The sequence below is a fragment of the Enterococcus sp. C102(2024) genome, from assembly GCF_040888205.1.
Lineage (GTDB): Bacteria > Bacillota > Bacilli > Lactobacillales > Enterococcaceae > Enterococcus > Enterococcus faecalis.
The window spans coordinates 275,296-297,991 of sequence record NZ_JBFOHH010000001.1; the positions used below are offsets into that span (position 1 = coordinate 275,296).

A 22,696-nucleotide genomic window follows, 5' to 3' on the forward strand; every position below is an offset into this window, starting at 1 on the left:
CTAGAGGAGTGTGACGAAATGTCAGTAGAACATATTGAAGAATTAGATACCCTGAATCAAGGTCGCCTTAAAATCAATGCAATCTTGGATCAGTCGAATGCATCAGCTGAGAAAGTAGATGCTTACCAAGTCCAGTTAACGAATGGAATTTCTGAAGCGAAAAACATCGCAGATGAAGCTGGCAAAGAAGCCGTACAAATTGCCACCGATGCAGGCAATCAAGCAAATGAAACAGCCAACCAAGCGATGAACAATGCCAAAACAGCCATCACGATTGCAGGAAATGCAGTTTCAACGGCAAATAATAATAAACAAGAATTTGATACTTTACGAAATGATTTCGATCAATTAGTAGCAGAAGCGGGTGATAGTAATCCAGAAATTGTCCAAGCACGCACAGATACACAAGGCATCAAACAAGCTACTCTGGCGAATCGTCTTCAAATTGATTTAAATGACCGCATGACAAAAGCAGATGGCATTTCTTTATTGGCTAAGCCAACTACTGTCAAATTGAAGTTAGACTTTAACGGTAAAACGGCCGGCAATACAGCCACCAATGCAAACAGTTATTCCACTGATTTTACGGCTAAAATTCTTAAGAAGCCAACAGACGTTTGGGAGGAAGTTTCCCAAGCGGACTACAATAAAATGGCCAGCCGTGATGATGAGGGTGTGAAAACAGGTTCCACCCAAAGTGGTGTGATTCCACAACAATTAGCGGCCTTCAATCTCGTTGAAGCCGCAAAAAAATTAATTCCACAAATGTTTGAAACATTCACAACTGACGAGGCGGTAGCATTTATTCGCCAGAACGTTCAATTTTTTACGATTAATCAACGTGTGAAAGCCGCTGCGCCCAATAATCAAACGATTAAAATCGCTACGTATTTACCAACTACGGATAATTGGGTAACTCAAATCCAAGAATCAGCAAAAGAGTTCGGCGATTTTTCAATTCAAATCAATGATCAGAATTTTATCACAGATGAAGGTTTCATTTATTTAATGAGCTATACAGATTCATCAAATGGGGTAACGCCAGCTAGCTTAGAAGTTGATTACGTGGGGCTTCATATTGGTCTGTCTGTTGATGCCCAAGCGGTTTTAGCGAAGAGTGGTTTTGTTCAAGCAGAGCAACTCAATTCCCATGTGGAAAATCAGGATAATCCGCACCAAGTAACCGCTGAACAAGTGGGGCTAGGCAATGTAGAAAATTATGGCTTCGCATCAGACAGCGAAGCAGTCGCGGGAACTTTAACGAGTAAATATATGCACCCGAAAAACGTTGCGGAAGCGATTAAAGGTCAAGCTGTGACACAAACAGGTGATCAAGAGATTGCTGGGGTGAAGAATTTTGTAACTATGCCAACCGTCAATGGTGTGCCTTTGGAATCCTCTAAAATGGCCATTTATGAAGCTAGTGGAGTCGGTGAAGTCGAGGCAAAATATCAGGCGGCCTTTAATAAGGATAATATGAAATTTGTATTAATTAGGGTAGGAAATCGTGTCGATGCATTCGTAAGATGTAATTTGAGTGATCCAACGAAACTGAATAACCAGGTAGTCAAAGTTTTTAATGTTCCCACAGGTTATAGTATAAACTCTGTTATCAAAAGAAATACTTGGAATATTCCTTTAACAGCAGTTCAATATAATTTTCCTCAACCAATTTGTACAGCCTTGTATGAGATGGATAATAAGGGAATTATATTTTGTTCTAGCCGTGGTGGAAATATTTACCTACAAGGAAGTTGGTATACGGACGATCCGTTTCCAACAAAATAACAAACTAGTTTAGGAGTCTTTTTATGGAACGTTATCTCAACACAATAACAATGCTTTTAAGCATTTTCGGTGGGATTGTCGTACGTTTATTAGGTGGATTAGATCAATTGTTGGATGTCTTCCTCTTTTTAATTATTGTCGATTTCATCACAGGTTGGATTAAGGCAATCGCCACAAAAGAATTGTCCAGTCGGATTGGTATGCTCGGAATTGCGAAAAAAGTGACGATGTTATTTGTGGTTGCTGTAGCGGTTCGTGTTGAAAAAGTTGTGGGGAACAATTTGCCAATTCGGGAAATGGTTCTGATTTTTTACATTGCGAACGAAGGACTTTCTTTTTTTGAAAACATTGCGACCTTTATTCCTATGCCGAAAAAGTTAAAAGAGTTATTTATTCAGTTAAAAAATAAAGATGATTAAGTAGAAGTGGTCGGGACAAACGTAGAACTTTCGGCTGATTGCCGAAGAAATTACTTCTGTCCCGCCATTTATCTGCAGGTTTAAGCCATGAAAGGGAAGTTATTTTGACTTTCCTTTCATGGCTTTTTTTAGAAAGGAGTATGCTATGTTTAAAAAATTAATGATTCAACTTGCTTTAGTGATTGGCTTAAGTTTAACGATTCCGATGACGGCTTGCGCTTATACCATCGAAGCGGATCCAATCAACTTTACTTATTTTATAGGCTCTTCAAGCAATGAATTAATTGTTTTACATGAATCAGGAAACGAGCGGAACCTAGGACCACACAGTTTAGACAATGAAGTGGCCTATATGAAACGAAATTGGTCAAATGCTTATGTCTCATATTTTGTCGGATCTGGTGGACGAGTGAAACAATTAGCTCCTGCTGGCCAAATTCAATATGGCGCAGGTTCTTTAGCTAATCAAAAAGCCTATGCGCAAATCGAATTGGCTCGCACGAATAATGCGGCGACGTTTAAAAAAGATTATGCTGCCTATGTTAATTTGGCCCGTGATTTGGCTCAGAACATTGGTGCTGATTTTTCGCTGGACGATGGAACAGGTTATGGAATAGTCACTCATGATTGGATTACAAAAAATTGGTGGGGAGATCATACAGATCCTTATGGTTATTTAGCGCGTTGGGGGATTAGTAAAGCGCAGTTGGCACAAGATTTACAAACGGGCGTTTCTGAAACAGGTGAGACTGTCATTATTCAGCCTGGTAAACCTAATGCGCCAAAATATCAAGTAGGACAAGCAATTCGTTTCACTTCAATCTATCCAACACCAGATGCTTTAATCAATGAACATCTATCAGCAGAGGCACTTTGGACACAAGTAGGAACAATTACAGCGAAATTACCCGACCGACAAAACCTTTACCGTATTGAAAATAGCGGACATTTGTTAGGTTATGTGAACGACGGCGACATTGCTGAACTTTGGCGCCCACAAAAGAAGAAATCATTTCTAATTAGTGTGGACGAAGGCATTGTTTTAAGAGCAGGACAACCTAGCCTGTCAGCCCCAATTTATGGTATTTGGCCTAAAAATACTCGCTTTTATTACGATGCGTTTTATATTGCAGATGGGTATGTTTTTATTGGTGGAACAGATACAACAGGCGCGAGAATTTATTTGCCAATCGGACCAAACGATGGCAACGCACAGAATACATGGGGATCATTTACTAGCTAAAAAAAGCCACAAACTCTGATAAAAGCAGAGTTTGTGGCTTTTTTTGCATTTAGCAGAGATTTTGCCAAAGGGAATAAGCAACGGAGACTGCGAAGCTAGGTACTTTTATGCTATAATGACAAAGTTAGTATTATCGGAACTGGAGGAACTATAATGGACGGCATTTTACCGTTATGGAAAGAACGTGGCATGACAAGTCATGACTGCGTATTTAAATTGAGAAAAATTTTACATACCAAAAAAATTGGTCATGGTGGTACGTTAGATCCAGATGTCGAAGGGGTCTTACCCATCTGCGTTGGCAAAGGAACGAAAGTGATCGAATACATGGTAGATTCTGGCAAAACCTATGAAGGTGAAATTACACTTGGATTTGCTACGACAACCGAAGATGTTAGTGGCGAAATTGTTGAAAAAAAACCAGTTACAACACCTCTGTCAACTGAACAAATTGATCAAGCAATGGCCGAAATGACGGGGGAAATCACGCAAATCCCACCGATGTTTTCTGCGGTGAAAGTCAATGGCAAACGTTTATATGAATATGCGAGGAATGGGGAAGAAGTTGAACGGCCCCAACGAAAAGCTATGATTTATTCATTTGAACGTACTAGTGAACCAATTTTTAACGAATCCGCTCAAACACAAAGTTGGCGGTTTAAAGTGGTCTGTGGCAAAGGAACCTATGTGCGGACACTATCCGTGGATACTGGCAAAAAATTAGGCTATCCTGCCCATATGTCGGATTTAACGAGAACGGCAAGTGGCGGTTTGCAAGCTGCGCAATGCTTAACGTTAGAAGAAGTAGCCAAACAAATGGCTGCTGAAACAATTGATCAATGCCTGTTGCCCATTGAGACAGCAGTAGAACAATTCCCACGAATTGATTTATCAGATGAGTTGTATCAAAAAGTAAAAAATGGCATGCGTTTGCACAAAAAAGAATTAGGAATAAAGGCAATGCCAGAATCCTTAGTCGCCTTATTTTACCAAAATCAAGTGGTTAGTTTATACATGCCACACCCAACGCATGATAAATTATTGAAACCAAGTAAAGTTCTACGGAACAATTAAATAAAAAAGAAGGAAGTTTTTGCACATGCAAGTTATTCAACTACATCATCCCTATGAACCCAATCAAATTCCTAATGAAGAAGTCGTGATGGTCCTAGGCTTCTTTGACGGTGTTCACAAAGGCCACCAAAAAGTAATTGAAACAGGTAAAAAGATTGCGGAGGAAAAAGGCTTGAAGTTAGCTGTGATGACCTTCAACCAACACCCGTCAATCGTTTTTCAAAAAGTTTTACCAGAAAATATGAAATATTTAACTAGCTTGGAACAAAAAGAACGCCTAATGGCCAACTTGGGCGTTGATATTTTATATATTGTCGAATTTACTTCAGCGTTTGCTCAATTAAAACCGCAAGATTTTGTCGATCAGTATATCGTTAATTTAAATAGTGCAGTGGCAGTCTCTGGGTTTGATTATACGTATGGTCCTAAAGAAATCGCTGGAGTCAAACAGTTACCAACTTATGCGCAAGGCCGTTTTGAAGTGGTGACAGTACCAAAAGAAGAAATGACTGGTGCCAAAATTAGCTCAACAAGAATTCGCGAAAAAATGGAAGCCGGCGAAATGGAGGAGGTCACGGAGTTGTTAGGATATATTTATGAAACAGAAGGAACAGTTGTCCATGGCGATGCTCGTGGCCGTTTATTAGGTTTCCCGACCGCTAATGTCAAAGTGAAAAGCACCGTGCGCTTACCAAGAATTGGCGTCTATGCTGTACAAATCGAAGTCGGTGGCAAATGGTATGTCGGCATGGGCTCAATCGGTCATAATGACACCTTTGGAGAAGGACGCGATTTAACCGTGGAAGTCTATATTTTGGACTTCCATCAAGACATCTATGGTGAACAAGTGGTGGTTCGTTGGAATCATTATTTACGTGACCAAGTGAAATTTAATGGGGCTGAAGCCTTGATCGACCAATTAAAACAAGATGAACGAGATACGGCTGACTATTTCCAACAATCTGAGGACAAATAATGAAGATTCGTCAAGAAAGACCTGCAGAGTATCAAGCTGTAGAACGTTTAACGTATCAAGCGTTTAAGGAATTAAACTTGACCGAAAACTGGTGTCCCACAGAGCATTTTATCGTGCATTTATTAAGAGAAAGTGCCGACTTTATTCCGGAGTTGTCCTTAGTTTCAGAAACTGATCAAGGAAATTTAACGGGTCATATTATGTCTTCAAAAGCCAAACTACGATTACCTGATCATACAGAAAAGGCTGTTTTGACCGTTGGGCCGTTAAGTGTCCATCCAGAAGCTCAGAACAAGGGCGTAGGCTCAGCATTAATTAAGCATTCTGTGCAGAAGGCCAAAGAATTAGGGATCGGTGGATTGATTATCCTGGGCCATCCAACTTACTATACGAAGTTCGGTTTTGTTCCAGCGACTACTTTTCAGATTACGTTACCTGAAAAAGAAACATCAGAAGCATTATTGGCTTTGGAATTACTGCCAGGTTATTTTGGCACAAGTGGTGGGGAGTGGCATTTTTCAACATGCTTTGCTTATCCAGAAACACACCTTGCAGAATTAGAAGCCTTTGAAGCAGAACTCGGAATAAATGAATAAAGAATAATAAGGAGGTCGGGACAGAAGTGTTTAACTCCGAGAAATAAGAAGGAATTTCCGAAAATTGTTCTATAATTTTTGGAGACCAAGTAGGTATTGTTCATCATCGAATCACTACGTTCTTCGTGATTCTCAACAATTTCGGCTTATTTCCGAAGGACCTTCACCAAGTAGGTACGATGATTTCATCTGTTCATGCTTCACAGTGAAACATCGCAACTCTTAGAGCTGTAGCTCTTTTGAAGGCTGTACTGTGACGAGACGCAAGTCGAGAAAACACCTTAGAAGTTGTTGAGATCGGAGCAACGCGTAGTGTTGCTTCTGTTCCCGCCGTTTATTAGTTTTTGAGCGTGGAGCAAAAATCCAAAGTGATTTTTGTCCCACGCTCCTTTACTACTTTTTATTACAAAGTAGTTGACAGAACCGGTACTTAGTACTATTATGTAGTGGTACATAGTACTAAAGAGTAGTTTGGGGAGGAAAAGCAGTGAAGCAGACAGAGTTGCTAAAAGGCATTTTAGAAGGTTTAGTTTTAGCCATCATCCAAAGGAAAGAAACATATGGTTATGAAATTACAAAAATTTTAAATGACCAAGGGTTTACTGAAATTGTTGAAGGAACCGTTTATACGATTTTACTGCGTTTAGAAAAAAATCAATGGGTTATAGCTGAAAAAAAGCCTTCAGAAAAAGGACCAATGCGGAAGTTCTATCGCTTAACCTCATCAGGAGAAGCAGAACTCGCTGATTTTTGGCAGCGTTGGACGTTGCTTTCAAAACAAGTAAACAAGATGAAAAAAATGGAGGGATAGAGCATGTCAGATTTTAAAGCGTTGATCAAAAAAGTTGTTGGGGATAAAAAAGAGTACAAAGAATATAAACGACGGATTGCAGCATTACCAGCAGAGTATCGACAAGTATTTCAAGAAATTGAAAAATATGCATGGCATTTTTCAGATCATAGCGGAGCCAATATGTTCAATGCGTTGACTGATTTACTTGATCTGTTTGAAGAAGGAGCTGCTAACGGAACACCTATCAAAAATATTACGGGAGAAAAAGTAGGTGATTTTGCTGAAACAATTGTCAATGAAGTCGCTGGCAAATGGACTGATAAACAGAAAGAAAAACTGAATCATCAATTTTCTAAACAATAGTCAAAACAAAAAAAGGAGAATAAACATGGTTGAAAATTTTTTTAAAGAAGGAAAGTTGCTGGTTATTCCCAAGAAAAATGCGAAAAAAGTCCAAGTGTTTCAACGTGTGGCCAACCAATTTGAATTTGGGAAAGAATATACGGAAAAAGAAGTCAATCAGCGACTTAGAGAAATCTATGAAGATTATGCACTTTTGAGACGGTATTTAGTAGATTATCAGTATTTAGAAAGAGATAAGTTTGGAAAAATTTATCAGAAATGTGAGCAACACACAAAAATTATATAAATGTCTTTTTTTAAAAGTAGCGAAACTAGGTGAAATGAACCAAGTCTAGCTACTTTTTGTTATGTAAGCTTAGTAATAGTTCTATAAAAAACTCTCTATTTGTTTTCTAACTCAGACTGGTAAGATTGATTTAATTAGAAAAAGATAGAGGTGAGAGAATGAATCTACGTACTTTAGGTCTAACAAAAATTCTTTTGACCTTTATTATATTAAGTATTATTGGCGCGTTAATGATTTATAGCGCCAGTAGCTATGACTTGCTGATGCAAGGTGTGAAGCCCACTGCTGTGTTTATTAAACAAGGCATTATTATGTGTCTCAGCTGGGTGCTAATGTTCGTGATCTACAAAGTTCGATTAGAAGTGTTATTTAATAAGAAAATTGCGATTGGACTGCTTTTAGTTTCGGTACTATTACTGCTAATGGTTCGACTACCTTTTTTTGGTGTAGCAGCGAATGGCGCACAACGTTGGATTTCTCTCTTTGGAATCCAATTTCAGCCATCAGAACTTTGTAATTTTGCGATTATTTATTACTTGAGCTGTTATTTAGGTGAAAAAGAAAATGGCTTGACAACGAAGCAGTTAAGGAAACAATGGCTGTTTGTTTTGGTCGTTGCATTTTTAGTTTTGATTCAACCCAAAGTTGGCGGGGCTATTCTTATTTTAGTTATTGGCAGTGTCTTAATTTTCTCAGCAAGTATTCATGCAAAATTTAGTGTAATTGCTGCGGGGATTGTCGTTGCTAGCGCGGCGCTTCTTTCTAAAATAATTATTTTTCTAGGCGATCACCGCTACTTACCACATTTTTTTGCGCATGTGTATGACCGCTTAGTTGTTTTGAAAAATCCGTTTTTATCCTTTCATGATCGCGGATTTCAGCCTTCAATGGCCTATTTAGCGATGTATAACGGTGGGTTTTGGGGCACTGGATTAGCCAATGGTATGGTAAAAAAAGGTGGCTTGCCAGAAGGTCAAACCGATTTTATCTTTGCGGTGATTGTGGAAGAACTTGGTTTGATTGGCGGCTTACTATTGCTATTTCTTTTGTTATTTTTAGCGGCCTCGATTTTGCGGAGTAGTTGTGTAATAAAAAATCATTGTTACGGCTTGTTTTTGTTAGGGGTCGGGACCTTGATTTTAGCTCAAACGGCGATTAACATTGGTGGCGTTTTGGGTTTGATTCCAATGACGGGAATTCCTTTACCGTTTGTTAGTTACGGTGGGACAAGTTATTTAATCTTTTCAGTGGCATTAGGAATCGTCATTAAAATTATTGCAAACGAAAGGCGGCAGTTAAATGGTCAATACAAAAAAATTCAACTTACATCTTAATTATGATTTATTATTGCCCATTTTTTTACTCACACTTTTATCTTCTGGTGTGCAATATTGGATTGCCGTTAATGAAGGAAAAGACGGAACTGTGCCAGCATTAAAACAACTCTTCTTTATTTTTGTTGGCTATGCAGGCATGTTTTTAGCTAGTCGGCTGTCACAGAAGTTTATTTGGAAAGTAGCTCCTTTTTTCTATGGGTTTTCATTAATCTTAATGAGTGCTTTGTATTTTTCCTATGACAAAGGAATGTATTTATTGACGGGCACAAAGCGCTGGTTAGATTTAGGGTTTATTAAATTTCAGCCATCAGAAATTGCGAAAATTGCGTTTATTTTAATGTTGGCAAAAATTATTGTCCAACATGAGCAACAAGACTGGTCTGATAAATGGCGTTCAGACAAGCAACTTCTAAAAAAAATCGTTGCGGTTAGTGTCCCTGTTTTTTTCTTGATGGCGGTACAAAAAGATTTTGGGACATCCCTTGTTTTCGTAACGATTATCCTATCTCTTTTAGTTATTTCAGGAATTGATCGTAAAATTTTAATCATTATTTTCAGTGCTTTAGCAACGTTAGGCGTGGTCTTGATTCTGTTAGTCTTTACAGAGTGGGGGCACAAAGTACTCTTCTTTTTACATTTTAAACAATATCAATTGGATCGAATTTTAGCATGGATTCATCCCTATGATTATGTCGATAAAATCTCCTATCAACAAGTACAAGGCTTATTGGCAATTGGTTCGGGTGGTTTATTTGGCAAAGGTGTGCATGGGATTGAAGTGTATGTTCCTGTTCGTGAGTCTGATATGGTTTTTACTTTTATCGGGGAAGCCTGGGGCTTTGTGGGCAGTGCCACTGTTGTTTTTCTCTATTTTTACTTGTTTTATCAAGTTTTAGTAGCTGGCTTGCGGAGCAATTCGCGTTTTTGTATGTACATCTGTGTCGCCCTCATTTTTTCGCTGGTTTTTCAAACGGTGGAGAATATCGGTGCGGTGATTGGACTGTTGCCGTTAAAAGGTATTCCGCTTCCGTTTTTAAGTCAAGGAGGCACTTCGTTAGTGATGGCTATCACTTCTTTAGGATTTGTTAAAGGAAGAGAAGTCACTACCTGAAAACACAAATAAAAACCAAGACTGGAACTCGCTTGCCGACAAGCTCTAGTCTTGGTTTTTACTATTGAAATTGTTTTTGGCATTCAGCTAAAAGTTGTTGAAGTTGTCGACTCATGTAACGTTCTTTTAAATAATAAACTGCCATGTTTCGTTTAGGTAGTTCTTGGTAAGTTAGTGTATGAATCGAATTGTCTAAAAGTTGAATATTTGTGTATTCGGGGACAATAGCGAAACTATCGGAATGAGACACCAAGTGAGTAATAAGTGAAAGAGTATCCACTTGAATGACTTTCTCTGGAGAAAAATTAGAAAACGTAGTATCTAGCCAATTGGTTAATTTGTTTTGCTCGGAAAATTCGGTATTTAAACGGACGAAGGGGTACATTGTTAGTTCTTTTAAAATTTCTTCCGTCGTGGCTTTGGCCAAAGCTGGATGATCGTTTCTTAAAATGAATTGATAATTTGCTGTAAATAAATCAATTTTACCAATATGTTCAGGTAATGGTAAGTCAGCAAAGGAAATACCAAAATCTGCATCCATTGTTTCCAAGGATTGAAGAATATTTTCTGTAATAATAGTGTGGACTTGTAAGTTGGATGAACGATCCGTTAATGTTGTCATTAGTAAGTCATTCAATTTATATTCTAAATCACAGAGATAAGTGGCTACATAAATATGGTTGGAAGAATGATTAATTTCTTTTAGCTCTTCTTCAATTGAGACCAACTCATTGGTGATGCGCCAACAATATTTTTCTAAAATTAATCCAGCTGGTGTTAAGGTGGTAGTTTGACCTTGGCGATTAAAAAGTTCAGCGCCTAACGTTGCTTCAAGAATTTTTATTTGCTTACTTAATGCAGCTTGAGAAATTGCTAAATTTTCGGCTGCTTTAGTAAATTGTTTCACTTTGCATAACTCTAAAAAATAATGTAAACGAAATAGTTCCATGGGAATTCCTCCTTTTTCTATTCCTAGAATAAATAACGTAATTGTTCGAATAAATAACGGTGTGCTTCACAATGTCCGTGATGATTATTCTGAACTAAATAGATGGCTCGTTCTGGACTATCTTCCAGAGGAATACCAACTAAGTTACGTCTGTTTAGTTCATCAGTGAGTGAATAGGGAAGGATGCTACAGGCTTTTTCTCGTTGGACCATGTCCAAGACTAAATGAAGAGAAGGGAGTTCGATGACGATTTGCCGATTTTCCCAATTGATTTTACGTTCCCAACGTTTAAACACTTTTTTTTCATATACTTGATCGGAATATGCAGCAAAAGGTAAAGAACGAATTTCGTCAATCGTCACGCTATCGGCATGGGCTAAAGGATGATTTTTATTGACACAAAGGAGATAGCTTTCTGTATAAATTAATTCTTTCTCTAATGGAATCGAGGTATCCAAAAATATCCCAATCCCAATGTCAATTAAATCTGTTTCCAGGGCTGTTTCAAGATCGTAATAATACTTAAAATCAATACTTACATACGGATAGGATTGATTAAATAACAACAAGACTTCTCCAAATGCTTTATCTATATCAATTAAGTTTGTTCCAATCCGAATGGTCGTTGTCGATCCTTGGGTCACTAATTCATTAATCTCTTCTTGTGCTTCCTTAATGAGTGCAAAAATCATCTCTGTTCGCTTGGCGACGACTTCGCCTGCTGGAGAAAGCCGACAATGTTTTTTGTCTCTTAAAATTAATGAAGCACCTAATTCACGTTCCAACTCCTTGAGTTGGGTACTTAAATAAGGTTGACTCGTATGGAGCTTTTGAGAAGCTAAAGTAAAACTCGCATACTTTGAAACTGCCATAAAATATTCTAGTTGTTGTAATTTCATTTTCCTCACCGCCGTTTCTTTAACTATACAAAAAATAGCAGAAGAAAAGCTTCTCGACAAGGCTATCTGACGGTCTTTAGATTAATTTAACCAGTTATGATTCTATGAATAAATACGAATCATACCAGAAAACCATAGTAAATAAGCGGATTATTTTTCTTTTTGTTACCGAATGGACAAAAAGTTATCTGCTAAAAACTTTTTCTATATCGTTATTTTTTTAAGGAAGAATTATACTTGCTATTGTAATTAAATAAGATTTGTTAGGTGAGGCTCCTATACAAACATAGGCTACTGCCCAAAAATGTCGAGAGACGCCAATGGGTAGAACAGGAACTGTCGAATGAAGGCTTTTCTTAAGGTAGCTAAAAGCAATCGCTTTTTACGTTGTATAGTGCTAAAGCTCAACGATAAGAACGATTATTCTTTGACACGTTGAGTTTTCAGCGTGTCTTTTTTTGTGGAAAGGGTGAGGAAAATGGAAGATGAACCGATTGTCAATTCAAGTCAACAACAGATAAATGAGGTGAAAGAAAATGGAAAAGAAAATGCGTCACTTGGGCCATGACTATAGTTACAAAAAGTTTGCCCATTCAGAAGTAGAAAAAGTTTTACAACGTTTCGGCTCAACTTGGGATGGCATTAAACACCAAGATATTGAAGAATTACAAGAACGTTATGGCCGCAACAAAATTATGAGTGAAAAAAAAGCTTCACGGCTGCGACTTTTTATAAAATCGTATATCACGCCGTTTACTTTGGTGTTATTAGCACTAGCCACGATTTCATTTTTTACAGAATATGTCTATGCTGCGCCAGAGGAAAAAGATGTTACTGGCGTGTTAATTATGTTAGCGATGGTCATATTAAGCGGCACGATGAGTTTTGTTCAATCAGTCAAATCAAGCAATGCAGTTGAAAAATTACAAAATATGATTAAAGTTACAGCGACAGTCATTCGTGACAAGAAGCAAATGGAAATTCCTATTGAGGAAGTTGTGTGTGGCGACTTAGTCCAACTATCCGCTGGCGATATGATTCCAGCCGATTTACGTTTAATCCAATCTAAGGACTTATTTGTTTCCCAATCATCCCTGACTGGAGAGAGTTTTCCCATTGAAAAACACGCGACTCATCAAAAAGATAGTGATCAAATTGATACAGAATACGACAATCTTTTGTTTTTAGGAACAAATGTAATTAGTGGCACTGGTTTAGGCATTGTCATTAAAGTTGGTAATCAAACTTTATTCGGACGGATGGCTTCTGATAACGGAGAAGAGCAGCAGCAGACGAGTTTTGAAACAGGAATTAATAAAACAACGTGGGTGCTGATTCGCTTTATGTTGGTCATTACGCCGACTGTTTTTCTAATTAATGGGTTAACAAAAGGCGATTGGGTGGAAGCATTAATGTTCGCGATTGCCACAGCTGTCGGCTTGACACCAGAAATGTTACCTATGATTGTAACAACCAATTTAGTCAAAGGTTCTCGAGAAATGGCTAAAGAAGGCACGATTATGAAAAATGTCAATGCCATTCAAAATTTTGGCGGGATGGATGTACTTTGTACGGATAAAACAGGTACCTTAACACAAGATAAAGTAATTTTAGAATACCACTATAATATTGGTTGCCAAGAAGATCAAAAAGTCTTGGATTTAGCATTTCTAAACAGTTATTTTCAAACAGGTTTGCGTAATTTAATGGATAACGCCGTTATTCAAGCGGCGACACAAGAAAGTGATATACAATCAGATGATTTTTATAAAGTAGATGAAATTCCTTTCGATTTCAATCGACGTCGAATGAGCGTGATTATCAAAGAGTTTAAAACGCGAGAAACACGCTTAATTACCAAAGGTGCGGTTGAAGAAATGCTCTTGGTCTGCACACAGGTACTTTTAGATGGCGAAATTGTGCCTTTAACAGAGACGCTGCGTCAAAAAATTACCAAAGACGTTGAAGCTTTAAATCGAGATGGTTTGCGCGTTCTAGCAATTGCCGATAAAAAAGTCGAAGCGGCTGAATGGGAGTATACAACTAAAGATGAATCAGAGTTGATTTTACAAGGTTATCTTGCCTTCTTGGATCCGCCAAAAGAAACAGCAGCGGCAGCTATTCACGCCTTGCATCAACATAATGTAGCTGTGAAAGTATTAACGGGGGACAATCAGTATGTGACGCATTCTGTTTGTAAAGAAGTTGGTCTGGCTGGCGAAAAAATTATTACAGGAAATGAACTTCAACAATTAAACCAAGAAGAATTAAGAAAAACCGTTCAAGCGTATAATATTTTCGCCAAAATTACACCTGACCAAAAAGTTCGTATTGTAAATGCGTTAACTGAAAATGGTCAAACTGTTGGCTTTTTAGGTGATGGAATAAATGATGCTGGAGCAATGCGTGCTGCTGATGTAGGAATCTCTGTTGATACAGCTGTCGATGTGGCGAAAGAATCGGCGGATGTAATTTTATTGAGAAAAGATTTAATGGTTTTGGAAAAAGGAATTTTATCTGGACGGCGCGTGTTTACGAACACGATGAAGTACGTCAAATTAACAGCAAGTTCTAATTTTGGCAATGTTTTTTCCGTGATCCCAGCAAGTATCTTTTTACCATTTTTACCGATTGCTCCGATTCAATCGCTATTATTAAATCTTATTTACGATACTTCGTGTATGTCAGTTCCTTGGGACAAAGTAGATGAAGAATACGTAGAAAAACCAAAAAAATGGGAACCAAAATCAATTGGTAATTTTATGCGTTGGTTTGGTCCAACGAGTTCTATTTTTGATATTGTTACCTATTTATTTATGTATTTCATTGTGTGTCCGGCTATCCTAGGTGGTTCATTCTTTGAATTAAATGGAGCAGATCAATTGCTCTTTATCGGTATTTTCCATGCAGGGTGGTTCATTGAGTCCTTATGGTCCCAAATGCTCGTCTTGCATTTCCTACGAACAGAAAAAATGCCTTTCCTTCAAAGTAGTGCTTCTGGAATTATGACGTTAGTCACTACAGCAGGGATTGTTCTCGGAACTGTTTTACCTTTTACCGCTTTCGGTGCAGAACTAGGATTTGTCGGTTTATCACCAAGCTATTTCTTGTATTTAATCCCGACAATTGTTGCTTATTTAGCACTGGTTGCGTTCATTAAAGTTTTATACGTCAAACGTTACGGTCAATTACTGTAACTGATTTGTACTATTATATATAGAAAAATTTTTTTACTTTTCTTTCAAGGTTGAGGAGGTGTCGGTTTTTATGACAGCTCCTCGTTGTTGTTTTAAGTGACTGTGCGAATTTTTTTATGGATTTATTTGTCATTTACAGTTAGTATGGCTAGTAGAGACTTACCAAAAAGAACGAGCTTTTTGGTAATAAGGAGATAAAACGAGCTAATGACCAAAACAAACCAACTTTCAACTTCAACGCCGATGTTCGATCGGTCGGCCTATATTCATATTCCATTTTGTGAGCATATTTGTTATTATTGCGATTTTAACAAGGTCTTTTTAGAAGGACAACCAGTTGATGAATATATTCAGAGTTTATTAAAAGAAATTCAACTTACGCAAGCATTGTATCCGGAACAAGAAATGAAAACCATCTATATTGGCGGAGGCACGCCAACTTCATTATCAGCGAAACAGTTAGATGTGCTACTAAAAGGGGTTCGCGAACAGCTAACGTTTGATGACCGAAATGAATTTACGGTGGAAGCAAACCCTGGTGATTTAACCCAAGAAAAATTACAAGTCATGAAAAACTATGGCGTCAATCGTCTTTCGATGGGCGTTCAGACATTTGATGATCGTTTGCTCAAAAAAATCGGTCGCAAGCACACCGCTGCAGATGTTTATGAAACAATGAAATTTTTAGAGAAAGAAAATTTTACCAATGTCAGTATTGACTTAATCTATGCTTTACCTGGACAAACATTGGAAAGTTTTCGCGATACTTTGACAAGAGCCTTAGCATTGGACTTGCCGCACTATTCGCTTTATTCATTAATTCTTGAAAATAAAACAATGTTCATGAACTGGGTTCGTCAAGGACGGTTACAGCTGCCTGAAGAAGAAATCGAAGCACAGATGTTTGACGAAACGATTGAAGCAATGGAGAAAAAAGGACGTCACCAATATGAAGTCAGTAATTTTGCTTTAACAGGAAAAGAAAGCCAGCATAATCTAGCTTATTGGAATAATGACCACTACTATGGATTTGGCGCAGGTGCCAGCGGCTATCTTGGACAAACTCGTTACAAAAATCACGGTCCAATCCAACATTATTTGAAACCCTTGCGAGAAAATCAATTGCCAATTGTGGAGACCGAAGAATTAACTCGTCTAAATCAAATAGAAGAGGAGCTATTTTTAGGCTTACGTAAAAAAGTAGGTATTTCTAAACAAAAATTCCAACAAAAATTTCATGAACCAATTGAAGCAATTTATGGAGAGGTCATTCAACGCTTAATCAAAGAAGAATTATTAATTGAAGAAGCAGATATCTTACGTTTAACGAAAAAAGGACTATTTGTGGGGAATAATGTTTTTGAAGCATTTTTGTTAAGTGAAAAAGAGTAAAAAAATAAAAAAATCATCGAAGTGTGACAAAGCATTTCGATGGTTTTTTTATCACAAAGGCTGGTATTAGTGGGTTTTGAAGGTGATTTGCAGTAATTAGCACTCTTGTGTTAAGAGTGCTAAAAAGTTGCGTATTTCCCTTGACAAAAAGGTAAGGACTTGTTATATTAGTATATGTAGTTAGCACTTAGATGTTAAGAGTGCTAATGAAGGGTGGTAATAACGATGATTACAGAAAGACAACAAAATATCTTGAGACTTATCATCCAAAATTACACGAACACGGGCTTACCTGTCGGTTCTAAAAAATTGATGGAGGATGGCATTGCCTCTAGTTCTGCCACAATTCGTAATGATATGAAAGCATTAGAAGAATACGGCTTATTAGCTAAGACTCATTCTTCTTCAGGGCGAATCCCCTCAATGGCTGGTTATCGTTACTACGTGGATCATCTTTTACAACCAACACAAGTAGAAGAGAACGAACTTAGAAGGATTCGTCAATCTTTTGGAAAAGAATTTCATGAGATTAATGATATTATTCGACAATCAGCTGAAATTCTATCAGAATTGACAAGTTATACTGCTTTTTCATTAGGACCTGAAGTGAAAGAACGGAAATTAACCGGCTTTCGAATGGTTCCTTTGAATGATCGGCAAGTCCTTGCTATTATAGTGACAGATAAAGGCAATGTTGAAAACCAAGTATTTGCCATTCCTGCCGCTGTTTCTAGCCAAGATCTTGAAAAAATGACACAAATCATCAATGATAAGTTGGTTGGACAACCTTTGTTGACCGTTTATCATCGTTTGCGGACGGAGATTCCGATGATTTTACATCGCTATTTCCAAACGCCAGAAGGAATGATGAACTTATTCGATGAGATGTTAGGACATGCCTTTGAAGAAAAAGTCTTTGTCGGTGGTCGCATGAATTTGTTAGATTTTGGCATCAAACAAGATATTGAACAATTGAAATCTGTCTATTCCTTTATGCAAAATTCTGATGAGCTGACGCATTTATTAAATGGTTCTGCAACAACAGAAAATCCAATTGTTTTTCGTATCGGCTCAGAAATTGGCAACAATCTCTTAGAAGATATGAGCATGATCACTGCTACGTATGAAGTATCAGGACATGGCAAAGGAACAATTGCCCTGCTAGGACCAACCAGTATGCCGTATTCAAAAATATTCGGTTTGGTAGACACGTTTCGACATGAGCTAGCTTCACAACTAGGTGACTATTACCGTTTTTTAGGTAATTAAGCAAACCTTGTTAGGATAAGAAGTAGATGCATAAAGAGAAAGGAAGTTGCTGAAGTGAGTAAAAAAGAAGAGAAGCAAGAAGAATTACAAGAAGAAATGGAAGCTGTTGATGCTGCTGGCGTTTCTGAAGTAGAAGTTGAAGCAACAGAGATTGAAAATCTTAAAGCAGAGCTTTCCGAAATGGAAGACAAGTTCTTGCGGGCAAGAGCCGAAATTGCTAATATGAGCAATCGAAATAAAAACGAACGAGAATTATTAGTTCGTTACCGCTCACAAGATTTAGGTAAAAAGATTTTACCATCTATTGATAATTTAGAACGAGCAATGGCCATTGAAGTATCAGATGAACAAGGTGAAAGCTTGAAAAAAGGTATTTCGATGGTGCTAGAAAGTATTACTGTGGCTTTAAAAGAAGAAGGAATTGAAGAAATCCCAGCAATGGGTGAAACCTTTGATCCAAATTTACATCAAGCCGTTCAAACAGTCCCTGCTTCTGAAGAAACCCCAGCAGATACCATTGTTGAAGTTCTACAAAAAGGGTACAAATTACAAGATCGTGTGTTACGACCATCAATGGTCATTGTTGCACAATAACAAACGTTAATTAAAATTATATTATTATAGAAAACTAATACAGATTGGAGATATTCACTATGAGTAAAATTATTGGTATTGACTTAGGAACAACAAACTCAGCTGTCGCAGTGCTAGAAGGCGGCGAAGCAAAAATTATTGCAAACCCAGAAGGTAACCGCACAACTCCTTCTGTCGTTTCATTCAAAAACGGTGAAATTCAAGTGGGCGAAGTAGCAAAACGTCAAGCTGTTACAAATCCTAACACGATTTCATCTATTAAACGTCACATGGGTGAAGCTGGCTACAAAGTTGATGTTGAAGGAAAATCATATACACCACAAGAAGTTTCTGCAATGATCTTACAATATTTAAAAGGTTTTGCTGAAGACTATTTAGGTGAAAAAGTTGAAAAAGCAGTTATTACAGTTCCTGCATATTTCAACGATGCGCAACGTCAAGCAACAAAAGATGCTGGTAAAATTGCTGGTTTAGAAGTAGAACGGATCGTTAACGAACCAACAGCAGCAGCTTTAGCTTATGGTTTAGATAAAACAGACAAAGATGAAAAAATTCTTGTCTTTGACCTTGGTGGTGGTACATTCGACGTGTCAATCCTTGAATTAGGCGATGGCGTTTTCGATGTATTATCAACAGCCGGTGATAACAACCTAGGTGGGGATGACTTTGATAATAAAATCATTGACTACATGGTTGCAGAATTTAAAAAAGAAAATGGCATTGACTTAGCTAACGATAAAATGGCATTACAACGTTTGAAAGATGCTGCTGAAAAAGCGAAAAAAGACTTATCAGGTGTAACAAGCACACAAATCAGCTTGCCATTTATTACTGCTGGCGAAGCAGGACCATTGCACTTAGAAATGAACTTAACTCGTGCAAAATTTGATGAATTAACAAGTGATTTAGTTGAACGTACAAAAGTACCAGTACGTCAAGCCTTGAAAGATGCTGGTTTAAATCCTTCTGAAATCGACGAAGTTATCCTAGTTGGTGGTTCAACACGTATTCCAGCTGTAGTTGAAGCTGTTCGCAAAGAAACAAACAAAGAACCAAACAAATCAGTTAACCCTGACGAAGTAGTAGCAATGGGTGCTGCCATCCAAGGTGGCGTAATCACTGGTGATGTTAAAGACGTTGTCTTATTAGACGTAACACCGTTGTCATTAGGTATTGAAACAATGGGTGGCGTATTTACAAAATTAATTGATCGTAACACTACGATTCCAACAAGTAAATCACAAGTCTTCTCAACTGCTGCTGACAATCAACCAGCTGTTGATATTCACGTTTTACAAGGTGAACGTCCAATGGCCGCTGATAATAAAACATTAGGTCGTTTCCAATTAACAGATATTCCTGCGGCTCCTCGTGGTGTGCCACAAATTGAAGTAAGCTTTGACATTGATAAAAACGGGATTGTAAATGTTCGTGCGAAAGACTTAGGCACTCAAAAAGAACAAACAATCACGATTAAATCTTCTTCAGGTTTATCTGATGATGAAATCGAACGTATGGTGAAAGATGCTGAAGCAAACGCTGAAGCAGATAAACAACGTAAAGAAGAAGTTGACTTACGTAACGATGCAGATGCTTTATTATTCACTGTTGATAAAACATTGAAAGAATTAGAAGGCAAAGTAGACGCTGAAGAAGTGAAAAAAGCAGAAGATGCGCGTGATGAATTAAAAGCAGCCATCGAAGCAAACGATATCGAACAAATGAAAGCAAAACGTGATTCATTGAATGAAATCGTCCAAAACTTAACAGTAAAACTTTACGAACAAGCTGCGCAACAACAAGCACAAGAAAATCCTGAAGCTGCCCAAGGTGGCGCTGATGATGTTGTTGATGCTGATTTTGAAGAAGTAAATGGTGATGACAAATAATCAATAACAATTGATTTTAGGGACTGGATCATTAGTACAATGACTAATGTCCCAGTCCCTTGTCTTTTGTGAGAAAATCAACCACAATCAAGTTAGCAAGAAACTATTTAGGTTTTGAAAGAACTGTGGTATGATTACAACGATGTTAAACAAGCTGAAAATACCTATTCACAGCTAGTAACACTGATTCAAGGTGTGACAGATAATCCAACCAGAGAGACCGAAAGCAATCGATGAATTTGGCTGGTTCTAAACACATTGTAAAGTTTGAAGAAAGTTGGAGGGAAGTCAATGGCGACGAAACGAGATTATTATGAAGTGCTAGGATTAGCAAAAGGTGCTTCAGATGATGAAATTAAAAAAGCATACCGCAAACTTTCCAAAAAGTACCATCCAGATATTAACAAAGAAGCCGATGCGGAAGAAAAATTTAAAGAAGTTTCTGAAGCGTATGAAGTATTAAGTGATCCACAGAAAAAAGCGGCCTATGACCAATATGGCCATGCAGGAACTGATCCTAATTACGGTGGCGGCGCTGGTGGCTTTGGCGGTTTCGGTGGCGGCGGATTTAGCAGTAGTGGTTTTGGTGGATTCGAAGATATTTTCGATTCATTCTTTGGCGGCGGCGGTGGCCGTTCTGTTGATCCAAACGCACCAAGACAAGGCGCCGATTTACAATATACAATTCAATTGAAATTTGAAGAAGCTATTTTCGGTGTCGAAAAAGAGATTAAGTACAATCGAGAAGATACTTGTGCAACCTGTGGCGGTAATGGCGCCAAACCAGGCACGCACCCAGAAACTTGTCATAAATGTCATGGCTCTGGAACAATCAATGTTGAACGTCAAACGCCATTAGGTCGTATGATGAGTCGTCAAACTTGTGATGTGTGTCATGGCACAGGGAAAGAAATTAAAGAACCATGTCCAACTTGTCATGGCACAGGTCATGAGAAAAAAGCACATACTGTCAAAGTAAATGTGCCTGCTGGAGTAGAAGACGGCCAACAAATGCGCTTAGCTAACCAAGGAGAAGCGGGTACCAATGGTGGACCTTATGGTGATTTATATGTAGTCTTTCGTGTTGAAGATAGTGACATTTTCGACCGAGATGGCGCAGAAATCTACTATGATTTACCAGTAAGTTTCGTCCAAGCGGCTCTAGGGGACGAAGTAACTGTCCCAACTGTTCATGGTGACGTGAAATTAAAAATTCCGGCTGGAACACAAACTGGCACAAACTTCCGCTTAAGAGGCAAAGGTGCGCCACGTTTACGTGGTGGGGGCAATGGTGATCAACACGTGAAGGTGAAATTAATAACACCAAAAAATCTTAATGAAGAACAAAAGGATGCCCTACGAGCTTTTGCAAAAGCTGGCGGACAGAATGTAACTGAACAACAAGAAGAAGGCTTCTTTGATAAAATGAAAGATGCGTTTGGCGGTAAGAAGAAAAAATAAACCAAAAGAGTCAGAGACAAAAGCAGTTAGCTCCAAGTGTTCATCACTCTCGAAGGCTAAATTGCAACGAGTAATTGTAGGTGCTGCTTTTGTTCAATTGATTATCTTAAGATTTAGAGAGTGGGACATAAGTCGTTTTGACTTATGTCCTATTTTCGTTTCTTATTTCCAAACATTTTACGAGAATATTTTAAAATTTAGCGTATACTTAATATAAGCAAGTTAGGAGGGCTTATTTATGAAACCATATGTTTATGTAATCAGTGATATTCATGGACAAGCAGATTTGTTTGATGCCTTACTCACAGACTATGACCCAGTTGAGCATCAGCTAGTTTTAATTGGTGATTTAAACGACCGTGGTCCGCATTCTAAAGCCTGTTTTCTCAAAGGAAAAGAACTTGTCGAGCAACACGGCGCTGTTTATTTACGAGGCAATCATGAAGAATATTTTTTGCAGTTTCTTCAAAATCCAGAGGACTGGTTTGCAGGATATGTTCGCAATGGCGGCAAGGAAACGATTGAAAGCCTCTTGCATCCAGGAGCTACTGCAGAATACTCACCAACAGAAATGGCCTTAATGATCCGTAGTCGCTATCCAGAGTTAATTGATTTTTTAACAAAACGACCACTTTATTTTGAATGGCAGCATTACTTATTTGTGCATGCTGGGGTTGATTTAACGATGGAAGATTGGCGGCAAACAGCACCTAAGGATTTTTTGTGGATTCGCGAACCCTTTCATCAAGGGAAAAATAATACAGGCAAGACCATTGTTTTTGGTCATACCATTACCCCGATGTTACATGGTGATATGCAGACCACGGACCTTTGGCAAAGTGATGGAAAAATTGGGATAGATGGTGGTGCTATTTTTGGCGGCTCTGTACATGGTGTGATTTTTAATGAAAAAGGCATTGTCCAAGATATCGAATATCAAAAACGCACCCCTGCGTGGCAACCAGAATTTTGATTCCTTAATCGCACGAATCAGTTACCTCACTTCTATATTTAGAAGCAAAAATATGCTAAAATAGATAAGTATGCATAAGAAAAGAGG

General features: G+C 38.0%; 21 protein-coding genes and 1 riboswitch. Of the genes, 19 read left to right on the forward strand and 2 right to left on the reverse strand.

The window, feature by feature from the left end:
- Positions 1-18: 18 nt before the first annotated feature.
- From AB3I34_RS01460 to AB3I34_RS01510, 11 genes are all read left to right on the forward strand, one after another.
- Positions 19-1,788: a hypothetical protein gene (locus AB3I34_RS01460; RefSeq protein WP_010712353.1), complete on the forward strand. Its 1,770-nt coding sequence runs from the start codon at positions 19-21 to the stop codon at positions 1,786-1,788.
- A 23-nt stretch (positions 1,789-1,811) separates the two neighbouring features.
- The gene (locus AB3I34_RS01465) at positions 1,812-2,207 is read left to right on the forward strand and encodes a holin family protein (RefSeq protein ID WP_002357842.1); all 396 of its coding nucleotides are present in this window, start codon (positions 1,812-1,814) and stop codon (positions 2,205-2,207) included.
- A gap of 118 nt (positions 2,208-2,325) precedes the next feature.
- On the forward strand, positions 2,326-3,450 hold the full coding sequence (locus AB3I34_RS01470; RefSeq protein ID WP_025189361.1) for an SH3 domain-containing protein: 1,125 nt from the start codon (positions 2,326-2,328) through the stop codon (positions 3,448-3,450).
- A 153-nt stretch (positions 3,451-3,603) separates the two neighbouring features.
- Positions 3,604-4,524: a tRNA pseudouridine(55) synthase TruB gene (gene truB / locus AB3I34_RS01475; RefSeq protein WP_002357840.1), complete on the forward strand. Its 921-nt coding sequence runs from the start codon at positions 3,604-3,606 to the stop codon at positions 4,522-4,524.
- A gap of 25 nt (positions 4,525-4,549) precedes the next feature.
- Positions 4,550-5,500 carry a riboflavin biosynthesis protein RibF gene (ribF, locus tag AB3I34_RS01480; protein ID WP_002363808.1) on the forward strand — a complete coding sequence of 317 codons (951 nt, stop codon included), beginning with the start codon at positions 4,550-4,552 and terminating at the stop codon, positions 5,498-5,500.
- Positions 5,500-6,096, forward strand: a complete 597-nt coding sequence (locus AB3I34_RS01485; protein WP_010712355.1) for a GNAT family N-acetyltransferase — start codon at positions 5,500-5,502, stop codon at positions 6,094-6,096. The genes ribF and AB3I34_RS01485 overlap by 1 nt, the downstream gene beginning before the upstream one ends.
- 487 nt (positions 6,097-6,583) lie before the next feature.
- Positions 6,584-6,907: a PadR family transcriptional regulator gene (locus AB3I34_RS01490; RefSeq protein WP_002357837.1), complete on the forward strand. Its 324-nt coding sequence runs from the start codon at positions 6,584-6,586 to the stop codon at positions 6,905-6,907.
- 3 nt (positions 6,908-6,910) lie between these two features.
- Positions 6,911-7,252 (forward strand): DUF1048 domain-containing protein, encoded by a 342-nt coding sequence (locus tag AB3I34_RS01495; RefSeq protein WP_002361700.1) that lies wholly within the window; start codon positions 6,911-6,913, stop codon positions 7,250-7,252.
- 25 nt (positions 7,253-7,277) lie between these two features.
- Positions 7,278-7,538, forward strand: a complete 261-nt coding sequence (locus AB3I34_RS01500; protein WP_002360471.1) for a DUF2087 domain-containing protein — start codon at positions 7,278-7,280, stop codon at positions 7,536-7,538.
- Positions 7,539-7,696: 158 nt separating this feature from the next.
- On the forward strand, positions 7,697-8,872 hold the full coding sequence (locus AB3I34_RS01505) for an FtsW/RodA/SpoVE family cell cycle protein (protein WP_002357834.1): 1,176 nt from the start codon (positions 7,697-7,699) through the stop codon (positions 8,870-8,872).
- Positions 8,838-9,986: an FtsW/RodA/SpoVE family cell cycle protein gene (locus AB3I34_RS01510; protein ID WP_002380215.1), complete on the forward strand. Its 1,149-nt coding sequence runs from the start codon at positions 8,838-8,840 to the stop codon at positions 9,984-9,986. The genes AB3I34_RS01505 and AB3I34_RS01510 overlap by 35 nt, the downstream gene beginning before the upstream one ends.
- Positions 9,987-10,047: 61 nt before the next feature.
- Here AB3I34_RS01510 and AB3I34_RS01515 read toward each other — a convergent pair whose 3' ends face one another.
- Together AB3I34_RS01515 and AB3I34_RS01520 are read right to left on the reverse strand one after the other, a co-directional pair.
- Positions 10,048-10,935 (reverse strand): LysR family transcriptional regulator, encoded by an 888-nt coding sequence (locus AB3I34_RS01515; RefSeq protein ID WP_002357832.1) that lies wholly within the window; start codon positions 10,933-10,935, stop codon positions 10,048-10,050.
- A gap of 23 nt (positions 10,936-10,958) precedes the next feature.
- Complete coding sequence (locus AB3I34_RS01520; RefSeq protein ID WP_002382245.1) at positions 10,959-11,834, reverse strand: LysR family transcriptional regulator; 876 nt, start codon at positions 11,832-11,834, stop codon at positions 10,959-10,961.
- Positions 11,835-12,086: 252 nt separating this feature from the next.
- Positions 12,087-12,257: riboswitch (M-box (ykoK) riboswitch) on the forward strand.
- Between the two features lie 113 nt (positions 12,258-12,370).
- Here AB3I34_RS01520 and mgtA point away from each other — a divergent pair.
- The 8 genes from mgtA to AB3I34_RS01560 all read left to right on the forward strand — a co-directional run bounded on the left by mgtA (position 12,371) and on the right by AB3I34_RS01560 (position 22,609).
- Positions 12,371-15,031 (forward strand): magnesium-translocating P-type ATPase, encoded by a 2,661-nt coding sequence (gene mgtA, locus AB3I34_RS01525; protein WP_010712356.1) that lies wholly within the window; start codon positions 12,371-12,373, stop codon positions 15,029-15,031.
- Between the two features lie 243 nt (positions 15,032-15,274).
- Entirely contained in the window at positions 15,275-16,423 is a 1,149-nt protein-coding gene (gene hemW, locus AB3I34_RS01530; protein ID WP_002357829.1) for a radical SAM family heme chaperone HemW, read from the forward strand.
- A gap of 225 nt (positions 16,424-16,648) precedes the next feature.
- Positions 16,649-17,692, forward strand: a complete 1,044-nt coding sequence (gene hrcA, locus AB3I34_RS01535; protein WP_002357828.1) for a heat-inducible transcriptional repressor HrcA — start codon at positions 16,649-16,651, stop codon at positions 17,690-17,692.
- A 54-nt stretch (positions 17,693-17,746) separates the two neighbouring features.
- Entirely contained in the window at positions 17,747-18,286 is a 540-nt protein-coding gene (grpE, locus tag AB3I34_RS01540) for a nucleotide exchange factor GrpE (protein ID WP_002357827.1), read from the forward strand.
- Positions 18,287-18,345: 59 nt separating this feature from the next.
- Positions 18,346-20,175, forward strand: a complete 1,830-nt coding sequence (dnaK, locus tag AB3I34_RS01545; protein WP_002357825.1) for a molecular chaperone DnaK — start codon at positions 18,346-18,348, stop codon at positions 20,173-20,175.
- 114 nt (positions 20,176-20,289) lie between these two features.
- A complete protein-coding gene (locus AB3I34_RS01550; RefSeq protein ID WP_002357824.1) occupies positions 20,290-20,412 on the forward strand; it encodes a hypothetical protein in 123 nt (40 codons plus the stop codon).
- A gap of 54 nt (positions 20,413-20,466) precedes the next feature.
- Entirely contained in the window at positions 20,467-21,636 is a 1,170-nt protein-coding gene (dnaJ, locus tag AB3I34_RS01555; RefSeq protein WP_002357822.1) for a molecular chaperone DnaJ, read from the forward strand.
- A gap of 238 nt (positions 21,637-21,874) precedes the next feature.
- Positions 21,875-22,609, forward strand: a complete 735-nt coding sequence (locus tag AB3I34_RS01560; RefSeq protein WP_002377683.1) for a metallophosphoesterase family protein — start codon at positions 21,875-21,877, stop codon at positions 22,607-22,609.
- Positions 22,610-22,696: the final 87 nt, after the last annotated feature.

Excerpts from the sequence above, each read along its gene's own strand:
- hrcA (WP_002357828.1), top strand. The coding sequence starts at position 16,649 with ATGATTACAGAAAGACAACAAAATATCTTGAGACTTATCATCCAAAAT.
- AB3I34_RS01510 (WP_002380215.1), top strand. The coding sequence starts at position 8,838 with ATGGTCAATACAAAAAAATTCAACTTACATCTTAATTATGATTTATTA.
- AB3I34_RS01495 (WP_002361700.1), top strand. The coding sequence starts at position 6,911 with ATGTCAGATTTTAAAGCGTTGATCAAAAAAGTTGTTGGGGATAAAAAA.
- AB3I34_RS01465 (WP_002357842.1), top strand. The coding sequence starts at position 1,812 with ATGGAACGTTATCTCAACACAATAACAATGCTTTTAAGCATTTTCGGT.
- AB3I34_RS01515 (WP_002357832.1), bottom strand. The coding sequence starts at position 10,935 with ATGGAACTATTTCGTTTACATTATTTTTTAGAGTTATGCAAAGTGAAA.
- ribF (WP_002363808.1), top strand. The coding sequence starts at position 4,550 with ATGCAAGTTATTCAACTACATCATCCCTATGAACCCAATCAAATTCCT.
- AB3I34_RS01500 (WP_002360471.1), top strand. The coding sequence starts at position 7,278 with ATGGTTGAAAATTTTTTTAAAGAAGGAAAGTTGCTGGTTATTCCCAAG.
- AB3I34_RS01505 (WP_002357834.1), top strand. The coding sequence starts at position 7,697 with ATGAATCTACGTACTTTAGGTCTAACAAAAATTCTTTTGACCTTTATT.
- dnaJ (WP_002357822.1), top strand. The coding sequence starts at position 20,467 with ATGGCGACGAAACGAGATTATTATGAAGTGCTAGGATTAGCAAAAGGT.
- truB (WP_002357840.1), top strand. The coding sequence starts at position 3,604 with ATGGACGGCATTTTACCGTTATGGAAAGAACGTGGCATGACAAGTCAT.
- AB3I34_RS01470 (WP_025189361.1), top strand. The coding sequence starts at position 2,326 with ATGGCTTTTTTTAGAAAGGAGTATGCTATGTTTAAAAAATTAATGATT.
- AB3I34_RS01520 (WP_002382245.1), bottom strand. The coding sequence starts at position 11,834 with ATGAAATTACAACAACTAGAATATTTTATGGCAGTTTCAAAGTATGCG.
- AB3I34_RS01560 (WP_002377683.1), top strand. The coding sequence starts at position 21,875 with ATGAAACCATATGTTTATGTAATCAGTGATATTCATGGACAAGCAGAT.
- dnaK (WP_002357825.1), top strand. The coding sequence starts at position 18,346 with ATGAGTAAAATTATTGGTATTGACTTAGGAACAACAAACTCAGCTGTC.
- mgtA (WP_010712356.1), top strand. The coding sequence starts at position 12,371 with ATGGAAAAGAAAATGCGTCACTTGGGCCATGACTATAGTTACAAAAAG.
- AB3I34_RS01460 (WP_010712353.1), top strand. The coding sequence starts at position 19 with ATGTCAGTAGAACATATTGAAGAATTAGATACCCTGAATCAAGGTCGC.
- AB3I34_RS01485 (WP_010712355.1), top strand. The coding sequence starts at position 5,500 with ATGAAGATTCGTCAAGAAAGACCTGCAGAGTATCAAGCTGTAGAACGT.
- hemW (WP_002357829.1), top strand. The coding sequence starts at position 15,275 with ATGTTCGATCGGTCGGCCTATATTCATATTCCATTTTGTGAGCATATT.